Below are 19,971 nucleotides of genomic sequence, written 5' to 3'. Positions count from 1 at the left end.
CCGCATGCAGACTTTGTCCTGTGAGCGTGAAAGATCAAATGAATCGGGAGTTATGGACGCTGTCACGTATCACATATGTGGCGAACCGTCAACGTCGAGGCGGATCTGATGGAATATCCAAAACTGCGTTTTGGCTTGGAAGCCGTTCCCGTTCATCATGCCGGAAGGTCCTTCATTCTCCTGAGGGATCGCCTTGGATACAATGACAAGCCTGTGCTGCTGCATCCAGAATTTGCGCCGTTTCTGGCTCTCATGGACGGACGGCATACCATTCGGGACATTCAGGCCTTTATTTTGCGACGCACAGGCCAACTCGTGCACAGTGACCAGATTCAGGAAGTGGTTCGTCTTTTGGATGAAAACCTACTATTGGATAATGCACGTTTTGCCAAGCATGTGCAAAATGAAATGCAAAGGTTTCGTGAAGATCCCATAAGGCGCTTGCGGCATGCGGGAAAGAGCTATCCTGCAGAGGCTCACGAGCTTCGTTCTTTCTTGGATGCCATGCTGGAGGCCGCTCTTCCCACGGTGCAGGGAATCGACGTCGATGCCGCGGACCCATCACAGTATGACGGTCTTTCGAACATCGCCGATCCTCAGGGCCGGGGCACCCATGCAGGCGTTTCACCCCGCTCTGCCTTGGTGGGTTTAATGGCGCCGCACATCGACATGCGAGCCGGCGCCACAACCTTTGGCTGCGCTTACGGGATTCTCGGTCGCATGAAACCACCGGACGTCTGGGTCATCTTGGGTACCGGCCACGAGCCGATCGAAAACGCCTTCGCCACGACACTCAAGGATTTCGAAACGCCGCTGGGCCTTGTGGCGTGCGATCGGCACCTGGCTTCCGAGATCGTTCGCCGAGCCCCGCAAGATATCCTAGTCGGGGAGTGTGCTCACAACCGGGAGCATACTATCGAATTTCAGGCGGTGTTTCTGGCGCACGTTCAGCCTGAGGCTCGAATCGTTCCCATCCTGTGTTCTTTTGATGTGGCCGATTGGGCATCTCAGAAGCCGGTCATTGATCGGTTTTGCGACGCCCTGCGCGAAGCAGCCAACCAGGTGGAAACATCGGTGGGTTTTTTGGCTAGCGTGGACCTGGCCCACATTGGCCCACGATATGGTGATGACTTTGTGCCCAGTCGATTCACCGTGCAAGAACACATGGAGGCGGATCAAAAACTCCTCGAGGCATTGCGGGAGCCAAATCCGGATGCCTTTATGGATCAGATTCTTCGAGACGGCAATGGACGCAAGATCTGCGGCGTGCCTCCGCTTTATGTACTCAGCCGCGTGCTGCAAGGGAGCGCGCAAGGCCGAGTGTTGCACCACGACCATGTCGTTGTGGATCCCCAGGGATCGTTCGTGACCTTTGCCGCCATGGCTTTTGTTGCTTCAAAGCGGGCCGAGCCATGAGAGGCCTTTCTAGGGCTCGTGGTCGGGTGGAAAGGCCGTCACATCGTCCAGTGTCGGCGCATGGGTCAAGAGCATGACCAGACGGTCTACGCCCAAGGCGATGCCCGCGGCGGAATCCAGAAAATCCAAGCTTTCCAAAAAACGATGGGGCCAGGGATACACATCGCGCCCTTGTCGGCCACGTCGAGTCAAGGTTTCGCGAAAGCGTCTTTCCTGTTCTTGGCGATCCGTCAATTCGGCAAAGCCATTGGCCAGTTCCACGCCGGCCCAGTAGAGTTCAAAACGTTCGGCCACCAAAAATTCTCCACGTTGGGCCAGGCGCGCCAAGGCCGCTTCCTGCGGAGGATAATCACAGAGAAAAGCCGGTCGAGGAAAACCTAGATGAGGTTCCACATGCGTTACCAAGTATTCGTTGAAGCGGTCGGCTTCATAGGCCGTCAAGGGATCCCAACCCGCCCACTTTTGAAAGGCACTGCGCACCGTCCAGCGATCCCACGGAGGACACACGGAAAGAATCTGCTCACCATAAGAAAAGCGGGGAAATCGATCCACGTATCGGCACACATGCTGCAAAAGATCTTCGCAGTCCTGCATGAGGGCCTCAACCCCTTCCCCCCGTCGATACCATTCCAGAAGGGTGAACTCGGGGTGGTGCCGTCGTCCGCGTTCCCCCTTTCGAAACACCGGGGCAATCTGAAAAATTTGCTCATAGCCCACCGCAAGAAGCCGCTTCATGTAAAGTTCCGGGCTGGTTTGAAGGTACCATCCTTCGGAACGCACGGCGTCGATATGGTCTTCCGGAGCGGGAGCAGGTGTGCGCACGGGGGTTTGGACTTCCAAAAAACCGCGTTCCACAAAGAAGAGCCGAATTGCGTGAAGAATGCGGCTCCTCATGGCCAATCGGCCACGCTTGGCGGCAAGAGAATCTCGTGCAGTCATCAGTGGGATGCCTTGACCCTTTCCACATAGGTTCCCGTTCGAGTATCCAGCTTGAGCACATCGCCTTCCTCGATGAAGAGAGGCACCTGGATCTCGTAGCCCGTTTCCAGGGTCGCCGGTTTGGTTGCTCCTGAAGCCGTATCCCCCTTGATTCCGGGGTCCGACTTGACTACTTTCAGTTCCACGAAATTGGGCAGGCTGATGCCGATGGGGGATCCTTTGAAGAAGAGCATGTCCACGTGCAAATTTTCCGTCAGAAAGTTCTTGGCATCGCCGACGGCTTCCTCGGTGAGTTCCACCTGTTCATAACTGGTCGTGTTCATGAAGTGGTATCGGTTGCCTTCCTTATAAAGGAATTCCATTTCCTGTTCGTCCAAGTCTGCTGCCAGAAATTTGTCCCCCGATCGATAGGTTCGGTCAAATTGGATTCCTGTGATCATGTTCCGCAGTCGGCACCGATACAGTGCCTGCCCCTTGCCGGGCTTGGAAAATTCAAAGTCTACGATGAGATAAGGTTCCCCATCAATCTCCAGTTTCAGACCTTTTCTCAGGTCACCTGCCGTCAATGTGGCGCCCATGATGTTTGTCCTCTCTGCAGAAGCTTTTCTGTTGAACTCAAAACACCGGTGCATCGTACAGAGCATGAGAAGGGTTGGTCAAGAAGGGAGGTAAGGGTGCATGGAAAATGGAGTGGTGGATGCGAAGGTGACCGTGGAATTTCTTGGGGTGGGCGAAGCATGCGACGAAACTCAGCCGAACACGAGCCTTCTGCTGCAGGTTTGGCCGGCGGGCGATTGCTCTACGTCGATTCAGATCCTTTTAGACTGCGGATTTTCCGTGTCGCACCGGTATTTTCAGGCCTGCTCTGATCCCGATCTTCTCGATGCCGTGTGGATTTCCCACTTTCATGGGGACCATTTTTTCGGCATGCCTCTGCTGCTGCTTCGATTCTGGGAAATGAAGCGGCTCAAACCCCTGACTATTGTGACGCAACCCGGTGGCCTGGAACGCGTTCTTGCCGCCATGGATCTCGCGTATCCGGGCTTTGCGAAGAAGCTCACCTTTCCTCTGCGCGAACTCGCCCTGGATGCGGGCCGCACAGTCCAAGTGCACGGAACCACCTGGCGGGCGGCGCAAACGGAGCACGGTCAGAAGAATCTGAGTGTGCGCATTGACGGCGGGCAATGGAGCCTTTTTTACAGCGGTGACGGGCGCCCCACAGCCGAGACACAAACCCTGGCCGAAGGGTGCACCTTGGCGGTTCACGAAGCCTTTGTCCTTAACGACGACAATTCCATCGCGGGCCACGGCAGTGTTCAAGGGTGTCTGGCCTGGGCTCGCGGGGCCGGAGTGCGTCGGCTGGTTCTTGTACACATGCAGCGGGATGTCCGCCGCACCCAGTGGCGGGAAATCCTCGACACAATCCATCGATGCCACGACCTGGAAGTGCTGGTTCCGGGATCTGGAGATATCGTGCCGTTGTGAGTAGCCTGGGTGAGCGAAAGCCAAGACAGTAAGCGAGGCACCTCCCTTTTTTTAAAATTCGATGCCTTTTTGCGCTTTGATGCCTTGCTCCTGAAAATGGTGTCTTACGGGCACCATTTCCGTCACACAATCGGCCATGGCGCACAGTTCCTTGGGGGCGCCTCGACCTGTGATAACCACGTGGCACTCAGGTGATCTTTGACCCAGGCCACTAAGAACTTCGGAAACGTCAAGCAGCCCATGGGAAAGCACCACGTTCAACTCGTCAAGAATGATCAGGTCGTAGCGATTCGACGTGAGCGCCTCAAGGGCCTTTTTCCAGCCTCGGGACGCTAACACGCGGTCTTCGTCGCTGGACGTGGAACGCCACGTGAACCCTTTACCCAGGGTGAGCCAGTGGACGGTGGGAAGAGCCTCGGCGGCGACCCTTTCTCCAGGCCGCCACGCCCCTTTGATGAACTGAAGAACCAGAATGCGCATCTGATGGCCCGCAGCGCGCAGGACCATGCCTAAAGCCGCCGTAGTTTTTCCCTTGCCGTCTCCGGTAAAGACCATCAGGAGGCCGCGGGTCCCCATGATCTTCTTTGTCCTAGCGCTCTTCAGCTACTCGAATGCCGTTGCAGGGATCCTTGTGCAGTTCAAAGGCGTCGTGCAGTACACGAACGGCCAATTCCGTGTACTTTTCGTCGATCACACACGAAATCTTTATTTCCGAAGTGCTGATCATGTGAATGTTGATGTTTTCCTTGGCCAAGGCGTTGAACATGACGCTGGCCACGCCCGTGTGGCTGCGCATTCCCACGCCGATGATCGACACTTTGGCGATATTGGGGTTACCGTGCACGTAACCTGCACCGATTTCCCCGGAAACCTTTTCCGCCAAGGCCAGGGTTTTTTCATAATCGGCCTTGGGTACGGTAAAAGAAATGTTGGCTCGTCCTGGAACAGCGCTGCTTCCCTGAATAATCATGTCCACATTGATTCCGGCTTCCGCAATGGGATGAAACAACTTAAACGCCATGCCCGGAACGTCGGGCACATCAGTGACCGTGACACGTGCCTCTTTCTTGCTGTACGTGATCCCCGAGACCACGACCCTTTCCATGTCCGCATCCTCCTGCGTGACAAGCGTTCCCGGATCCTCGGTAAAGGAGGACCGCACCCAAATGGGCACATTGTATTTCATGCCAAACTCAACCGAGCGGATATGCAGTACCTTAGCTCCCATGCTGGCCATTTCCAGCATCTCTTCGTAGCTGATGCGTCGCAGTTTTCTGGCTTTGTGATACACGTTGGGGTCCGTGGTGTACACGCCTTCCACGTCGGTGTAGATTTCGCACGCATCGGCCTTGAGTGCCGCGGCCAAGGCCACGGCCGTGGTGTCCGACCCGCCGCGTCCTAACGTCGTGATGTTGCCTTCGTCGTCATAGCCTTGGAAACCGGCCACCACAACGATCTTACCCTCCCGAAGTTTTTCGGTCACCGGCACGGTCTCGATCCAACTGATGCGCGCATGGCCGTACTGATGATCGGTGATAATGCCCGCCTGGTACCCCGTCATAGAGACGGCTTCAAAGCCCATGTCTTTGACGGCCATGCTGAAGAGCGCGATGGTCACCTGTTCACCGGTTGCCAAAAGCACGTCTAATTCGCGGGGGTCTGGATGGGGGCTCATTTCAAGGGCCAGGGCGATGAGCCGATCCGTATCGCCGGCTCTGGCCGACAAGACCACCACTAGATCATCTCCAGCCTTTTTGCGCTCCACGACCCGTCGGGCCACCGATCGGATGCGTTCCACATTGGCCACGGATGTTCCACCGTATTTTTGCACCACCAAAGCCATGGCAGGTCATCCTCCTTTGCACCCATGACACTCTCAAGGCCTATGGCTTTTAGCACAAGCTTGTTGTGTTTCAAGGGAAATACTGGCATGGCTGAGATGCCGATGGCTCAGGCGCTTGATTGGCAGCGCATTAGAGACCACCAGCGCTCATGCCGATGCCATATCGCGCCTCATTTGCTTCCATAAAGCGAAAGCAGGCGGGTCTTCGACTCTGATGGAATATTTCCTGCGCTGATGTTTTCCACGGACGCCTTCGTGCCTTTCGCTGATTAGGGGGCCGGTAGAACTCGGTCCCTCAGAGGGGAATCCAAGGGCGGCGTCTGAGCATCGGAGGGACGGCTTCCCGGCCGTCCGCAGCATTTGCGGGCCGACAGGAGCCGTTCACTCCGAAAGGGACCACCGCAAATGGTTTTTCGGGGCCGTTCTCGCTTCATTCCGTAAAGGCGGCGCTCGCCGCGATGTCTTATCACGCCGTGCAGCGCTCCTGCAGCTCTGAGCCGAAAGGTCGATGCCGCACCATTGTCAACCAGGGGCCATAGCACGGCATTTTGTGGCCCGCTTCTTATGAGGCCTGACGGGTTGGCCACAGGACTGGTGTGGGCGCGCGGATGGCCCACTTTAGTTTTTGCAAGAATTCCGACCGAGAAATTTCGCGGGCTCCCAGGCGCTTCAGATGCCCGGTCGTGACCTGGCAATCAATGAAGGCGTCGTCCACATCCTTGAGTCGCTCCACCAAGTGGACCAGCGCCACCTTGGAGGCGTCCGAGACGAGGCTGAACATGGACTCACCAAAAAAAACCCGTCCCAGGGCCACGCCGTAAAGGCCTCCCACAAGGCGCCCGTCCAACCAGGTTTCCACACTGTGGGCCGCACCAAGCTGATACAGGCGATGGTAAGCTTCAATCATGTCCGGCACAAGCCAAGTTTCATCCCCTTTGCGCAAGCGAACCGAAGCACATGCCTCAATGACGTCTCGAAACGCCGTATCGCAAGTGATCTGAAACCGCCCTTTCTTGAGCACACGGCGAAGGCTGTGGGATACTTTCAATTCCCGAGGAAAGAGCACGAGCCGTGGGTCTGGGGACCACCAAAGGATAGGGGTTCCCGGAGCGTACCACGGAAAGATGCCGTGGCGATAGGCAAGGAGCAACCGTCGAGGACTCAGATCTCCTCCGATGGCTAACAGACCGTCCGGTTCGGCCAGTTCCGGCGGTGGAAACACCAGGTCCTTGTTGAGGCTGAAAATGGCCATGATAGAATGAGGCTGCCCTTGGTGGTGCCAAACCGCGTCACAAGGCTTCGAAGACGAATGCCATGGATGCGGTGATCAACGCGTCCTTTCCGTCCTCCATCTCATCCCGGCACAGCACCGTAACCCGGCCGCCTTTTTGCAAGCGCCCAAAAAGGATTTCTTCCGCCAAGGGGTCCTTGATTTCCGTCTGAACGACTCGAGCCAGAGGACGGGCTCCAAAGGCCGGGTCGTAACCTTTTTCGGCCAACCATCGACGCGCCTTTGCAGACAATTGAATGACGATTTTCTTTTCCGCCACCTGGCGCCTCAGTTCGTCCATAAACTTGTCCACGATCTTTTCCATGATGGAAAGATCCAGACCGGCAAATGGAATAATGCCGTCCAGGCGGTTTCGAAACTCGGGGCTGAAAAGCTGTTCCACGGCTTTCATGCCTTTAGACGCCCGGTCATCCCTTTCTCTGGTGCTGCCAAAGCCAATGGAATTGCTGCTCATCTCGCGGGCTCCGGCATTGGAGGTCATGATCAGCACGACGTTGCGAAAATCGGCCTTTTTGCCGTTATTGTCCGTCAACGTGGCGTAGTCCATCACCTGCAATAAAATGCTGAAAAGATCCGGGTGCGCTTTTTCGATTTCGTCCATGAGCAGAACACAATGGGGGTGTTTGCGAATGGCGTCGGTGAGAAGCCCCCCTTGATCAAAGCCGATGTAGCCCGGCGGCGCGCCGATAAGCCGAGCCACGGCGTGTTTTTCCATATACTCGCTCATGTCAAAGCGCAGAAAATGAATCCCAAGAATGGCCGCCAACTGCTTGGCCACCTCCGTCTTGCCCACGCCGGTGGGGCCGATGAGCAGAAAAGAGCCGATGGGACGTTCGGGCACGCGCAATCCCGCCCGCGATCTTTTGATGGCCGTCGTGAGTGCTCGAATGGCTTCGTCCTGGCCAAAGACCTTTTGTTTCAGTTCCTCTTCCAGGTGCTTTAATCGGGTCTGATCGGACGCGGAGACGGAGCGCGGTGGAATCTTGGCCATCTTGGCCACCACGTCTTCGATATCCTTGACGTGCACGACGCGCCGTGCCCTTTTGTCCGCCTTTAAGCGAAGGCTGGCCCCCGCCTCGTCCATGACATCGATGGCCTTATCCGGCAGATACCTGTCGTTGATATGACGTGCGGAAAGTTCCGCGGCGGCCTTGAGGGCTGCGGCCGTATACCGCACCCCATGGTGTTTTTCATAGGATTCTTGAAGCCCTTGAAGGATTCGATACGTCTCCTCCACACTGGGTTCGTGGATTTCGATCTTCTGAAAACGCCGACTCAGCGCTCGGTCTTTTTCAAAATGGTTCTTGTATTCCTCGTAGGTTGTGGAGCCGATGCATCGAAGGGTTCCCGAGGCCAGAACGGGTTTCAAAATGTTGGAAGCATCCATGGACCCGCCGCTGGTGGCGCCAGCCCCAACCACGGTGTGGATTTCGTCGATGAAAAGGATGGCGCCCGGCTTGTTTCTAAGTTCACTGATCACGGCCTTGAGGCGCGCCTCAAAGTCGCCTCGAAACTTGGTTCCAGCCAGCAATGCGCCCATATCCAAAGCGTAAATGGCCACGTTTTGAAAGCTTGGGGGCACTTCCCGGCGGTGAATCTTGAGGGCCAGACCTTCGGCGATGGCCGTTTTGCCCACGCCGGGATCGCCCACAAGGATGGGATTGTTCTTGGTGCGGCGCCCAAGGATTTGAATGGCGCGCAGGATTTCGGTTTCCCGCCCGATAAGCGGATCAATCAGACCCAGGGCCGCCTTTTCCGTCAAGTTTGTGGTGAACCGCTCCAGAGCCGACGGCCTCTCGGGTCTTTTCTGGGGTCGAGGCGCCAGGCCTGCCCCTGGCCGTTCGCCGGGCTCTTCGGCGACCTTGGACACTCTGTGGGAGATATACTCCAGCACATCCAGCCGGGTCACACCATGCGTTTTCAAGAAATACACGGCATGGGAGTTTTCTTCATGGAACATGGCCGCCAAAATGTCGCCCACATCCACGTGGCGCTTTTCCGCCCCTTGAGCGTGCATAACGGCCCGCTGCAAGACTCTCTGCACTGCCATGGTCTGAATCGGGTCTCGGTCCACCTCCTTGGGCAGCCGTTCCAGCCGCTGTTCAAAGAATTCCTCCAGCTGCCGTTTGAGGCGATCCAGATCGGCTCCGCAGTGGTACAGGATTTCCGCGCCGCCCGCATCGTGCACAATGGCATAGAGGATATGTTCCAGGGTGAAAAATTCGTGGCGCCGCGTCTTCGCTTCACGCACCGCCGCCGAAAAAGCCATTTCCAATTCCCGGCTGATCATGGCGGGAACCTCTCTCCTTGCCTCAGACCTGCTCCATGGTGCATTTCAATGGAAACCCGTTCTTGCGGGCCAGATGATGGACCATTTCCACCTTGGTTTCCGCGATCTCTTCAGGGTACACGCCGCATACGCCAACACCGTTCCGATGCACATGGAGCATAATCTCCGTGGCCTCGGCCGTGGATTTGTGAAAAACCTTTTCCAAAATCTCGACCACAAACTCCATGGTCGTATAATCGTCATTGTGGAGGAGAACCTTGAACATGGGGGGTTCGAGCAGTTCCTCTTCCAGTTGGCTTTCCAAGCTTTCACGATATTCTGGATCGTGCTCGCTCATACGCCTCGACCCCTTTTCCAGTTTCTCCTTCTTCTGGGCACAGGTTTACTTTATGCTCGACCTTGCTTTTCAAGAATAACGCCCTGAGCCGTGGAGTCAAGCATGGTAGAGAGGGGCAGGGGCCTTAGCCGAAAAACCCGTCTCAAGAAGGGGCTCCGCGAAGGATGCTTTAAGTACGAGTTTACGGACTGTAGGGTCGCGGCCTCCTCCTTTTCAGCGCCTAAAACCCAGAGGAGATCATGACATGGCAGGCAACAGTTTTGGTCGGATCTTTCGAGTGATGACGTGGGGAGAATCCCATGGCCCGGCGCTGGGAGCCGTCATTGACGGGTGCCCTCCGGGTATTGCCTTGAGCGAAGCCGATATTCAAACAGATTTGGAACGGCGTCGGCCAGGGAAAAAACTCACCACGGCGCGCAAAGAACCGGACAGGGTGCGCATTCTCTCCGGTGTTTTTGAGGGACTCACCACAGGCACCCCCATCAGCCTGATGATCGAAAACACCGACGTGCGCAGCCGAGACTACGAAGCCTTGAAAGATCTTTACCGCCCCGGCCACGCCGACCGCACCTATGAACAGAAATATGGTCTTCGGGATTGGCGTGGTGGAGGGCGAAGTTCGGGCCGAGAGACGGTGGCTCGAGTGGCGGCGGGAGCCGTGGCCAGAAAGTTTCTGGCCCGGGAAGGAATTCACGTGCGTGCCGGTACCATTGCTTTGGGCACTGTGCGCTGTGAGCCCACCGATTGGCAGGAGGTTCTTAACAACCCGGTTTTTTGCCCGAATCCAGAGGCTGCCAAGGCCATGGAAGAACATCTCAAAGAAATGAAAGCCGGGGGCGATTCCATTGGAGGTGTCGTGCTCGTGGTGGCCTCGGGATGTCCCGCCGGCTTGGGAGAACCCGTTTTTGACAAGCTGGATGCTCGATTGGCCTCGGCACTCATGTCCATCGGGGCCGTCAAAGGCGTGGAGATCGGTGCCGGTTTTCGAGCGGCTTCCATGCTGGGAAGCCTTCACAATGATCCCCCCACAGCCCAAGGATATGCTTCCAACAACGCGGGGGGTGTTTTGGGAGGCATATCCACGGGCATGGACCTGGTGGTGAAGGTGGCCGTCAAGCCTATTCCGTCCGTGGCCGTGCCTCAAAAAACTGTGACGCGCGATGGCTCCGAAACCACTGTGCGCATGGAAGGGCGCCACGACGTCTCCGCCATTCCTCGCATCGTGCCGGTCTGCGAAGCCATGGTGCTCTTGACCCTGGCGGATTTCATGCTCCATCCCTATCCGTACCGGTTGCGGTACCATCCATAGGAGCTCCTTCGAGGACTCTTGGGCTCGCATCGAGGATTTCCGTGCCCATCATTTCCGAAGGACAGCGTTCCGGGCGCCCGTCAATTGTTGGACCATGAGGACGCGATGTTTACGGGCGGATCAAGGGGCGAGCCCGTGGCATCGGAGGGACTGGCTCTTGGGCGTCCAGAAATAAACGGACTGGCAGGAGCCGGTCCCTCCTTGGAAATTGACCCATAGGGGACGGAGGGACCGGGAGCACGCGGTTGCTCCGCTGAGACATGCGGGGGGCGTACGAACGCCAGAGAAGAGGACCGCAAGGATATGCGGTCTCTACGGGCAGCACAGCTCGAGGGCGGCTGCCCTTCGAAGGATTCCCCTCCAACGGTTTGTAGAAAAAGGCATCCCCCGATGAATGTCCGGGCGTCATGGCGGAAGGGAATGCGGAAAAGCGCACCGATTTAAATAATATTATCAAAAGCCCTTAATTAAGAACCTTTTGCAAAGCTTCCATCAGGGTCTGCAGGCGGTAGGGCTTAGTGATGCATTCTCGAGCGCCATAGCTCTCGGGGTCTCGAAAGATTTCATGGCTGGCGTCCCCACTGGCGACGATGACGGGAAGATGGGGATATTGAGCACGGAGAATTTCCAAACAACGCCGTCCCCCCATTCCAGGCATGCTGAGGTCCAAAACGACAGCTTGAGCACTCCCGTTATTTTGGGCTAGGCACCTCAAAGCCTCTTCTCCCGAACGCGCAGTACGCACGCGCCATCCGACGGGCTCCAAAAGCCCCTGGAGCAGCTCCAAAAGCATCGGTTCGTCGTCGACGATGAGCAGTGTGGCTCCAACCGGCGGCGACACTTCGGGCCCGGCCGAAGGTTCAATCTTCCCATCTGATGCCTCCCTCTTCCAGGGTTTCACGGGAAAATCCACGTAGAATGTCGTTCCATGACCGGGTTGGCTTTCACATCGAATACGGCCGCCATGATTGGTCACGATCCCGTAAACGGTAGAAAGCCCTAGACCTGTGCCTTTTCCGGGTTCCTTGGTGGTAAAAAAAGGATCGAAAATGTGGTCCTGAATCTCTTCGGGAATGCCGCTGCCTGTGTCTTGAACCTTGAGTTGAATCCAGACCTGACCGTCTGCGTCGGTATAAGTGCTTGTTTGTATTGAAATCACACCGGGGCTGTCACTTCCAATGGCATCTCGAGCATTGGCCGTCAAGTTGATGAGGACCTGTTCCACTTGCAAGCGATCCGCCACCAGCGCAGGAAGATTTGGCGCCAGATCCTTTTGAACCTCGATCATGCGGGGAATGCTTTTCTTAAGAAGGTCCAGGGTGTCTTCCACCACATCGTTGAAGGACATGGGCTCTGGAACAGGCTCGGTTTGTCGGGCAAAGGAAAGGAGGCGGCGAATCAAATCCCGAGCCCTGAAGGCGGCCTCTTGCACTCGAGACAACCACCGGCTTCGAGGGTCATGGGCATCTGTATGGCTTAATGCCATTTCCAGATAGCCGGACATGGCTTGCAAAAGGTTGTTGAACTCATGAGCAATACCACTGGCCAGGGTCCCGAGGGATTCCATTTTTTGGGTCTGCACGAGCATTTTCTCCAGACGACGGCTTTGTTCCAGAGCTTGCACCTTTTCCGTAATGTCCCGCGCCAGCACACGGAACCCGATGGGCCGGCCGTCTTCGTCGCGACGAACACCGGCGGAAATTTCCACCGTCTTGCGTTGCCCGCGCATGTCGTGTATCGTGAAGTCTTGAAGACCGGCGGAGCTTCCTGAAGCAAAGATTTGTGAGAAAAAGGTGTACATTTGCTGGGCCGTGGCTTCATCCGCAAAATCCAGATACGTCCGTTGTTGAAGCTCCTCCCACGAGCAGCCCAAGAGGTTCAGCGTCGCCTGGTTACAAAAGCTGACACGGCCGTTGGGTTCGAGCTCAAAATAGGCCTCCTCCATGGTTTCCATCATGTGTCGATATTTTCTTTCGCTTTCCTCCAAAAGCCATTGCGCCTCGTACTCTGCGGTGGCATCCCGAAGAACCATGACCACACCCTGAAGCGTGCCGGCATCATCGCGAATCGGCGCGGCACTGTGGCTGACAACCACAGAGGATCCGTCGGCGGCGTGCAAAAGGCCGTGGCTCGATAGGGTTTGGGCGGTTCCCGTGGCGAGCACAAGCTGATCCAGGCTTTGCAAGGGCTTTCCCGACTTGGCATCCGAGATGGAAAGAATGCGCTCCACGGACCGGCCCAGAGCCTGCAGACGAGGCCAGCCCGTAATTTCCTCGGCCCTGGCATTCATGCGGACAATGCGGCTGGCGGCGTCGGCGACGATCACCGCATCCCCGATGGACTCCAAAACGCGATGGAGCTCTCGTCCCTGGGCTATTAGAGCCGCCTCCCGATCCAGAACGGCTTGAGAACTGCGGTAGAGTTTTTCGGCCAAAAGATGAAGTTCGAAAAAGGGAGCGGTATCGGCGGCCTTCTTTAAGAGCTCTGTCCTATGATAGCGGGAGAAAGCGTCCCATTGCGTTCTCAAGTGCATGATGGGGCGAACAATAATGTGCTCCACATGTCTTTTTGAGGCGATCAAGAGAGAGAAAACAGCAAGGAATAACAGAAAGATACCACCTACAGACCAAAGCACCGGGGGCAACAGAGCCTGGACGACGGGCTTTGCGACGACGATGACCCAATTCCACGGTGCGACGGTCCAACAGTAACCAAACATCCATCGAGAGTCCAACCGATCCATCAGGAACCGAGGTTGCGAATAGCTTATGGCTCGCCTCACAAGAGGTTGATGCCTAAGGTTTTCCTGAGAACGCATCAACCGAGGATCATGGTGATAGATGACATTGCCGAAGCGATCCAACATAAGGATCAGATTTTCCGGTGCGGACTCAGAAAAATCTCTCAACAATCGCTCAACACGCTCCAGATTGAGCTCTCCAAAGGCATACCATCGATCAGCCCGAACCAAAACCCCAAGTGTCATCGCGTTTAAATGTCGGTTGAAATAAGGAATGGTCAAGGCTGGAAATTCTTGTAAGTCTGGAAAAAGCGAAAGGGGAATATCCACCGAGGCGGGCAAGGGCAAAGCATATTCTCCATCGGATTTGCTGTCCAGCATGTCTTTGAAAACAAAGACGCGATGAAACTCCACAGGCAAAGAGATAAGAAAATCCACCTTTGATTTTTCGAGTTCCTCTGCCGCAAAAGCGTTACCCCGAAGAGTTCCGTGAGCAGCGGACATCACTGCGCCGATGTAACGATCTATCGTTTTCACAAAGAATTTGTGACTTGTGTAAAGATCTCGAAGCTTAAAAGCTGTCACCACCGCAACGGCCAGAAAAGAAAGGAGCGCCAGAGGCACAATGAGCCTTCTAATGAAATACTTCTGCACGATATCATGCAGTAGGGGTCTGACGTTCACGGCATGTCTCCGGCTATCTGTTCCAGCACGACGAAACGACCGTTTTTAACGGCAACAAGGTAAACAGCTCCCGACGCATCACCAAAAGCGTCGATGTGTAACGGGCCGTACAGACTGTCCAAGGTTCGAGGCCGTGACAGAGCCTCCACGAGGTGCTTTGGCTGCCCTTTCGCCTCTTCCAGGGCCGTTGCAAGTAGGCGCACAGCGTCGTAGGCGCGAACCGCCGCAAAGGAAGGGTAAACACCAAAGCGTTTGTGGTATTGCCACGAAAACTCGCGAAGCATGGCAGTGGTATCCGTCGGGGCGTTATCGGTCGCCAAAAGGAGCCCTGTGGAGTGGAGGCCCAACTCGACGAGCAGTGCGTCTGTATGCGCCCAGCCGGAAGTGAGAATCAGGCTTGGGATTCCGGCTTCATGAAGTGTGCGTGAAATAAAGGCTGTATCCCGTGCGGAGCTGACGAGAAGAACCATATCGGGCACGGATTGTCTCAGCGTACCGACCAGAGAGGAGAGAAAAGCCTCATCTGTGGAGCTATAGGTCAAGCGGCAGATGACGGGCCCGTTGAGCTTTTCGTATTCGTCCACGAAGGCGGCTTCCCACGGTGAAGAGAAGGGCTCGTTGAGCAGGTCCCGAACGGTGCACACCGTTTGTATCCCAGGCTTGCCCGTAACCCAGCGGGCCAGAGCTCGAGCGGCCGTATCCGATGTCGGATGTACTCTGAAGAACAGATCCTTTTGACCTTGCAAGTGGGGCGAGGATGTGGTCGGGGAGATGAGGGGCACTCCGGTTTCTTTCGTTACAGGCAGTGCGGCCATCGTCATGGCACTGGTCATGTGGCCGATGATGGCCACGACGCCTTGGGCCGCCAGACGACGATCTGCTTCACGGGCTCCCTCCGGCTGTCCTGTATCGTCGGCCACCAGCAGCTCCAGGCGTCGCCCGTGCACGCCGCCTGCGGCGTTGATGTCTTCAATGGCCATGCGGGCCCCGTTGCGCCCATGGATGCCTAGGTCGGCGTAAGTCCCCGTGAGGGTTGCCGAAAAACCCACTCGAAAAGGTTCACGGCCGCACCCGACAAGGCAAAAGGCGAGATAAAGCACCGCTCCCCAAAGAGTGGGCCTTCTCATGGGATCCTCCTCCACCCGTCAACCATCATTAAAACATCGCTTCCTTTTCTGGATGCAAATAGGGCCCGTACTGTTTGTCCACACCCAGAATGTGCTGCTTGAGCCATTGTTCCAGGAAATTCATCATCTCCACGGTGAGTCCCGTCTCCCCGCTTTGAAATCTTTGGACCATTTTCGAGACCTTTTGAACCAGTTTTTGGTGAATTTCCTTGTGCTGTTCCAGCTCGGGATAGCCGGCCTGTTCCATAGCTTTCTCTTCGGCACTGAAATGCTTGACGGTGTAGTCGACCAGTTCCGTAAGGACTCGGTCCAGCATGGCACGGCCCTGTCCCAATTGCATGGCTTCATTGAACCGATTGACCAGCTTGAAAAGTTTTTGGTGCTGCTGGTCGAGGTCGAAATCTCCCACGGAATATTCGGAAGACCACTCCATGAGCGGCTTCACACGGCGATTCTTCAAAGAAACGATGCTGCCGGCTTGAGCGGGTTCGGCCTTTTTCAATGTCCTAACGAGCTGGCGTGTCGGCTTGGGAACGTGAGAGACCTTTCGAGTGCGGTCAGTTTGTTCGGATAAGATCTTTTCTTCTGCCGGCGTTTCGTCCGCCCAATCCTGGGGCTCTCGAGGGCTTTTTCCACGGCTTTTAACTCGCATGGTTTCGCCGACGAGGCCCACCAGTTGGGCCAACTGTTGCACATATTCGCGAACCACAGCCGCTTGAGCGCTGAGTTCCTCGCTGGCTGACGCCGATTCCTCCGCACTGGCGGCGTTGCGTTGGACCACCTTATCCATTTCCGCCACCGCGCGATTGACCTGATCGATGCCTTCAGCCTGTTCGCCGCTCGCCGCCGCAATTTCTGCCACCAGTTCTCCGATCTTGGCCGCTGATTCGGTAACCTTTGAAAAACATTGGGCCACCAGACCTGCCGCTTCGTGCCCTGTGAGCACCTTGCGCACCGTTTCTTCGATAATGCCGGAAGTGCTCCGTGCCGCCTCCGCAGCCCGCATCGCCAGGTTGCGCACTTCGTCGGCCACTACGGCAAACCCGGCTCCCGCTTCCCCGGCTCGAGCCGCTTCCACCGCGGCGTTGAGCGCCAAAAGGTTGGTTTGGAAAGCGATTTCATCAATGGTTTTAATAATCTTCTGCGTCTCTAGACTGGCGGACTGGATTTCAGCCATGGCTTTTTCAAGCTGGCCCATGGCGGCTTGAGCGTTTTGCAAATCCGTGCCTGAAGTCTTGACAAGGGCGTTGGCTTGAGCGGCATTGTCTGCGTTTTGCCGGGTCATGGAAGCCATTTCTTCCAAAGCTGAAGAGGTTTCTTCCAGAGATGCCGCCTGTTCAGAAGCCCCTTCCGCCAGCTGCTGACTGGATCCGGCCACCTGAGCCGAGGCGTCGGCCACTTGGTCCGCGCCTTCGTTGAGACCATGAACCGCTTGCACGATGGGATCGGCAATGCGGCGGCCGAAAAGGATGGAAACCCCGATACCCACAAGAACCATGATCGCCGCAAGACTCACGGCCCACTTCAACGCCTGGGACCGACCTGCGGCGAGTTTTTCCGACACATGAGCGGCTATTTCCATCAATTCGTCCTGCGCCATGGTCGTGGCGACAAGGTAGGTCTTGGATCCCATAGACAAGGGTTGATAGGCCATGAACTTGGGAATTCCCTCAAAGGTGTATCTCCCCGTGCCGGCAGATCCGGCAAGCCCGGCTTTGATGAGAGCGGCCAAATCGCCGTACTTGTCATCGGTAATGCGCACACCGTCTGCCAAAGTGTATTTGGGATGAGAGACGATTCGACCCTGAGGATCAACCACAGCTGGATAACCCGTCTTACCGTGCTTTCGGGATTTCAGAACATTCCAGACGACGCTCCAGTCGAGGTTCACCACCACCACGCCTTCCAATCGTCCCTCCAAGCGCACGGGAACGGCCACCCGTAGCTCGGGCTTTCCGGTGTTTCTGGCTATCTCGACACCGGTATTGTAGAATAGTTCGGCTTCAAGACTTTGGTGGAACCAGTCGGTGTCTGCCTGTGTTTGAAAATCTTCCCGCAAGGCTCCATCAATGACCTTGATGCGTTCCATGCCAGCGGCATCAAGATAGCGAATTTGTGGGTAGAGCGCCTGGGAGCCGTCGGCGGTCTTGATCAGGCCCACCTGCCACATGGCTTTCAGTTCTTCGGCGAATTGGCCAAACGCCCGGGCTGCGGATTCACCTGTGAATTCATCCCAGAAGCCGACGCCCACGAGCACCCATTTCCAATCCGGGTAATGGAGAAGCGCCACAAAGCCTTCGCGGCCATCCAGAGATCGAAAGCCAGCAAAAACTTCCCTTTTGCGAAGAACCTCTTTGAGCTGTTCATTCCAGGAAGAAATGCCGAGCGCTCGTCCGGCATCCTGGCCTTCCAGGCTGCGGTGGGCATGGAGCACCACGCGCCCTTCTTCGTCTGCAATAAAAACAAAGCCGGTTTGTCCCAGTCGAGCTTCCGTGATATGATTCCGAATTGCCCCGATGCTCTTTACGGGAACGCCCACATAAAGCATGCCGATGACTTCATCAAAGGGGTTTTTGAGGGGTTTGTAGATGGTTTGGTACCAGTCATCGACCACAACGGCACGGCCTGTGTACGGTGTCCCTCGAGCAACCGTGGTCACCACGGCATTGGGCGTGCCATCGGGATTGACCGCGGGAATAAACGTTCCGACGGCACGCTTGCCTTCCTTGTTTTTCACGGATGTGGCCACCCGAAGCATGTCACCGTTGTCGTTCATTTTCTGAAAGATGGTGCACGTGCTCCCCGTCAGTTCCGTCAATTCATCCACCACGGGGACCCGTGTGTCGAAGTTTTCCGTAGGGTAGAGGATCTGTGAGCCCAAACGCAGCAGAGGCAATTCCACAGTCTGGGTCTCTTTGGTGAATTGGTTGGTGGCTTGCCAGCGGTACAACGAGTCGGAGGCTTCCAGCTTGCCATAGCGCTGCACTAAAGCTTCAGCCAGTTTGATGTCGTTATTGAGCTGCCTGGCCATCGACTGGCGCTCTACATCAAAGAGCGCTCGAACCTGGCCGATTTGGCCTTTGACCTGCGCTTCCACAGCCGACCGGATTTCCTGCGTTACCCTGGAATTCGCCAGGTAATTGCGCAGATTAGGCGAAGCGGCCAAGCGCCGCGCATCATCTTCAACCTTTGAAACGATGCCGCTGACTACCGCATAATCCCCTTCAAGGAGCGCCTTGAGGTACTGGGCTGCATCTTCCTCCAGGGCGGTCGTGACGTACTGGGAAATACGCTTGGAGTGCTGCACAGACAAAACGGTATTGACCACCGTGTTGGCCACAAGAGGCACGGCCACGAGAATCACGGCAAAAACGATGAGCTTCATTTTCAAAGTGAGATGCCCCATCATAATTCCTCCTCTTGCAACACATCAGCGCCCTTGATCGCCTGTCTTGGTGTCTTGACAGGGGTGCACGGAACCCTCCCATGGACCACCGCCCACTGAGTCATAAATCTTTTCGGCGTGTCTTGAGTAAAACTTGACAAAAAATTGGAAACCACTTGGTGCTCATTTTTCCACACTGTGAACGGCTGTTATGGTAGGTAAGGATTCCCGAGGAGGGAAAGACGGGTTAGAGACCGACAAAGACACGAAGACCATCCACCATTGTGAAAGGAGAAAACATCATGGATTTGGAAGCGTTATATGATCTGCCATCATGGGAATGGCCGGAAGGGACAAAGGAAAAGCTTATGGCTCTCGTGCAAAACGCCGAGGCGCCGATGGAAGATCGGGAAATAGCCGCTGAACTTCTTTCGGATATTTCCGTCATGGACGACAGCGTGGCGGGCGTGTTACTGGAAATTGCGGCAAATCCCGATGAAAGCCCATCCCTTCGAGGCACGGCGGCCGTGGCGCTGGGGGCCGCCCTGGAATTGGCCGACATGGAAGGTTTTGACGACCCGGAGGAAAATCCCCTTTCGGAAGAAGTTTTTAAAAAAATTCAAAAGACGTTTTACACGCTTTATCACGATCCGCGAACCCCTGAGGACGTGCGGCGCCACGTGTTTGAAGGAGCGGTGAGGGCGCCTCAGCCATGGCACAGACAAGTTATTGAAGGGGCCTACGGGTCCAAGGACGAAAATTGGAGGCTCACTGCCGTGTTTGCCATGCGCTGGGTGGACGGTTATGAAAAGGAGATTGTGGAATCCTTGCAATCCAAAGATCCCGATATCCTTTATCAGGCCGTGTGCGCAGCGGGTGCCTGGGGAATTGCAGAGGCAGCGCCGGTGCTGGAAAAAATTCTTCAGTCCGAGGAAATCGACGAGGATCTTCTTTTTGCGGCCATCGATGCCGTCGCTACCGTCATGCCGGAAAGAGCCCCCGAGGTTTTGGGGGATCTGCTCAACAGTGACGATCCGGACATAGTGGATGCTGTGGAGGAAGCGCTGTCCACGGCCAAGAGCATTTTGACACTGGAACAAGACAGCGGGAACGGCGCGCAGTAAC

General features: G+C 56.1%; 14 protein-coding genes. 4 read left to right on the top strand and 10 right to left on the bottom strand.

Translation table 11 applies throughout. From position 1 onward, the window contains the following. The first annotated feature begins 108 nt into the window (after positions 1–108). Positions 109–1,416, top strand: coding sequence for an AmmeMemoRadiSam system protein B (amrB, locus tag ACUVSA_RS04730; protein WP_445893964.1), 1,308 nt, complete (start codon positions 109–111; stop codon positions 1,414–1,416). A 9-nt stretch (positions 1,417–1,425) separates the two neighbouring features. Here the strand turns inward: amrB and epmA are convergent, their stop codons facing one another. Both epmA and efp read right to left on the bottom strand, forming a co-directional pair. Next, positions 1,426–2,355, bottom strand: a complete 930-nt coding sequence (gene epmA / locus ACUVSA_RS04725; protein ID WP_445893963.1) for an EF-P lysine aminoacylase EpmA — start codon at positions 2,353–2,355, stop codon at positions 1,426–1,428. After that, complete coding sequence (gene efp / locus ACUVSA_RS04720) at positions 2,355–2,933, bottom strand: elongation factor P (protein ID WP_445891735.1); 579 nt, start codon at positions 2,931–2,933, stop codon at positions 2,355–2,357. The genes epmA and efp overlap by 1 nt, the downstream gene beginning before the upstream one ends. A gap of 100 nt (positions 2,934–3,033) precedes the next feature. Here efp and ACUVSA_RS04715 point away from each other — a divergent pair, with 100 nt between their 5' ends. After that, positions 3,034–3,840, top strand: coding sequence for an MBL fold metallo-hydrolase (locus ACUVSA_RS04715; protein WP_445893962.1), 807 nt, complete (start codon positions 3,034–3,036; stop codon positions 3,838–3,840). Between the two features lie 51 nt (positions 3,841–3,891). Here ACUVSA_RS04715 and cobO read toward each other — a convergent pair whose 3' ends face one another. From cobO to clpS, 5 genes are all read right to left on the bottom strand, one after another. Further along, positions 3,892–4,416, bottom strand: a complete 525-nt coding sequence (gene cobO / locus ACUVSA_RS04710; RefSeq protein WP_445891733.1) for a cob(I)yrinic acid a,c-diamide adenosyltransferase — start codon at positions 4,414–4,416, stop codon at positions 3,892–3,894. 13 nt (positions 4,417–4,429) lie between these two features. Further along, on the bottom strand, positions 4,430–5,683 hold the full coding sequence (locus ACUVSA_RS04705) for an aspartate kinase (protein ID WP_445891732.1): 1,254 nt from the start codon (positions 5,681–5,683) through the stop codon (positions 4,430–4,432). A gap of 562 nt (positions 5,684–6,245) precedes the next feature. Continuing rightward, positions 6,246–6,935: a leucyl/phenylalanyl-tRNA--protein transferase gene (gene aat / locus ACUVSA_RS04700; RefSeq protein ID WP_445891731.1), complete on the bottom strand. Its 690-nt coding sequence runs from the start codon at positions 6,933–6,935 to the stop codon at positions 6,246–6,248. A gap of 37 nt (positions 6,936–6,972) precedes the next feature. Then, positions 6,973–9,264: an ATP-dependent Clp protease ATP-binding subunit ClpA gene (clpA, locus tag ACUVSA_RS04695; RefSeq protein ID WP_445893961.1), complete on the bottom strand. Its 2,292-nt coding sequence runs from the start codon at positions 9,262–9,264 to the stop codon at positions 6,973–6,975. Positions 9,265–9,286: 22 nt separating this feature from the next. Further along, positions 9,287–9,601 (bottom strand): ATP-dependent Clp protease adapter ClpS, encoded by a 315-nt coding sequence (clpS, locus tag ACUVSA_RS04690; protein ID WP_445891729.1) that lies wholly within the window; start codon positions 9,599–9,601, stop codon positions 9,287–9,289. A 244-nt stretch (positions 9,602–9,845) separates the two neighbouring features. Between clpS and aroC the strand changes: the two genes are divergently transcribed. Continuing rightward, complete coding sequence (gene aroC / locus ACUVSA_RS04685) at positions 9,846–10,910, top strand: chorismate synthase (protein WP_445891728.1); 1,065 nt, start codon at positions 9,846–9,848, stop codon at positions 10,908–10,910. A 463-nt stretch (positions 10,911–11,373) separates the two neighbouring features. On the opposite strand, the gene ACUVSA_RS04680 is transcribed toward aroC, so the two are convergent. Genes ACUVSA_RS04680 through ACUVSA_RS04670 form a run of 3 tightly spaced genes read right to left on the bottom strand, consistent with a single transcriptional unit; the run spans position 11,374 to position 18,870 of the window. Next, a complete protein-coding gene (locus tag ACUVSA_RS04680) occupies positions 11,374–14,334 on the bottom strand; it encodes a PAS domain-containing hybrid sensor histidine kinase/response regulator (protein ID WP_445893960.1) in 2,961 nt (986 codons plus the stop codon). Further along, on the bottom strand, positions 14,331–15,461 hold the full coding sequence (locus tag ACUVSA_RS04675; RefSeq protein WP_445893959.1) for an ABC transporter substrate-binding protein: 1,131 nt from the start codon (positions 15,459–15,461) through the stop codon (positions 14,331–14,333). The genes ACUVSA_RS04680 and ACUVSA_RS04675 overlap by 4 nt, the downstream gene beginning before the upstream one ends. Positions 15,462–15,489: 28 nt before the next feature. Further along, positions 15,490–18,870 carry a bacteriohemerythrin gene (locus tag ACUVSA_RS04670; protein ID WP_445893958.1) on the bottom strand — a complete coding sequence of 1,127 codons (3,381 nt, stop codon included), beginning with the start codon at positions 18,868–18,870 and terminating at the stop codon, positions 15,490–15,492. Positions 18,871–19,148: 278 nt separating this feature from the next. Between ACUVSA_RS04670 and ACUVSA_RS04665 the strand changes: the two genes are divergently transcribed. Beyond that, positions 19,149–19,970 carry a HEAT repeat domain-containing protein gene (locus tag ACUVSA_RS04665; RefSeq protein ID WP_445891724.1) on the top strand — a complete coding sequence of 274 codons (822 nt, stop codon included), beginning with the start codon at positions 19,149–19,151 and terminating at the stop codon, positions 19,968–19,970. The last annotated feature ends 1 nt before the right edge of the window (position 19,971 follow it).

It is taken from the genome of Desulfosoma sp., assembly GCF_052743555.1.
This window is presented reverse-complemented; position numbering and strand designations above follow the sequence as displayed.

What these genes read in the sequence shown, in the direction of transcription:
- amrB (WP_445893964.1), top strand. Translation starts at nt 109, where the DNA reads ATGGAATATCCAAAACTGCGTTTTGGCTTGGAAGCCGTTCCCGTTCAT.
- epmA (WP_445893963.1), bottom strand. Translation starts at nt 2,355, where the DNA reads ATGACTGCACGAGATTCTCTTGCCGCCAAGCGTGGCCGATTGGCCATG.
- efp (WP_445891735.1), bottom strand. Translation starts at nt 2,933, where the DNA reads ATGGGCGCCACATTGACGGCAGGTGACCTGAGAAAAGGTCTGAAACTG.
- ACUVSA_RS04715 (WP_445893962.1), top strand. Translation starts at nt 3,034, where the DNA reads ATGGAAAATGGAGTGGTGGATGCGAAGGTGACCGTGGAATTTCTTGGG.
- cobO (WP_445891733.1), bottom strand. Translation starts at nt 4,416, where the DNA reads ATGGGGACCCGCGGCCTCCTGATGGTCTTTACCGGAGACGGCAAGGGA.
- ACUVSA_RS04705 (WP_445891732.1), bottom strand. Translation starts at nt 5,683, where the DNA reads ATGGCTTTGGTGGTGCAAAAATACGGTGGAACATCCGTGGCCAATGTG.
- aat (WP_445891731.1), bottom strand. Translation starts at nt 6,935, where the DNA reads ATGGCCATTTTCAGCCTCAACAAGGACCTGGTGTTTCCACCGCCGGAA.
- clpA (WP_445893961.1), bottom strand. Translation starts at nt 9,264, where the DNA reads ATGATCAGCCGGGAATTGGAAATGGCTTTTTCGGCGGCGGTGCGTGAA.
- clpS (WP_445891729.1), bottom strand. Translation starts at nt 9,601, where the DNA reads ATGAGCGAGCACGATCCAGAATATCGTGAAAGCTTGGAAAGCCAACTG.
- aroC (WP_445891728.1), top strand. Translation starts at nt 9,846, where the DNA reads ATGGCAGGCAACAGTTTTGGTCGGATCTTTCGAGTGATGACGTGGGGA.
- ACUVSA_RS04675 (WP_445893959.1), bottom strand. Translation starts at nt 15,461, where the DNA reads ATGAGAAGGCCCACTCTTTGGGGAGCGGTGCTTTATCTCGCCTTTTGC.
- ACUVSA_RS04670 (WP_445893958.1), bottom strand. Translation starts at nt 18,870, where the DNA reads ATGATGGGGCATCTCACTTTGAAAATGAAGCTCATCGTTTTTGCCGTG.
- ACUVSA_RS04665 (WP_445891724.1), top strand. Translation starts at nt 19,149, where the DNA reads ATGGATTTGGAAGCGTTATATGATCTGCCATCATGGGAATGGCCGGAA.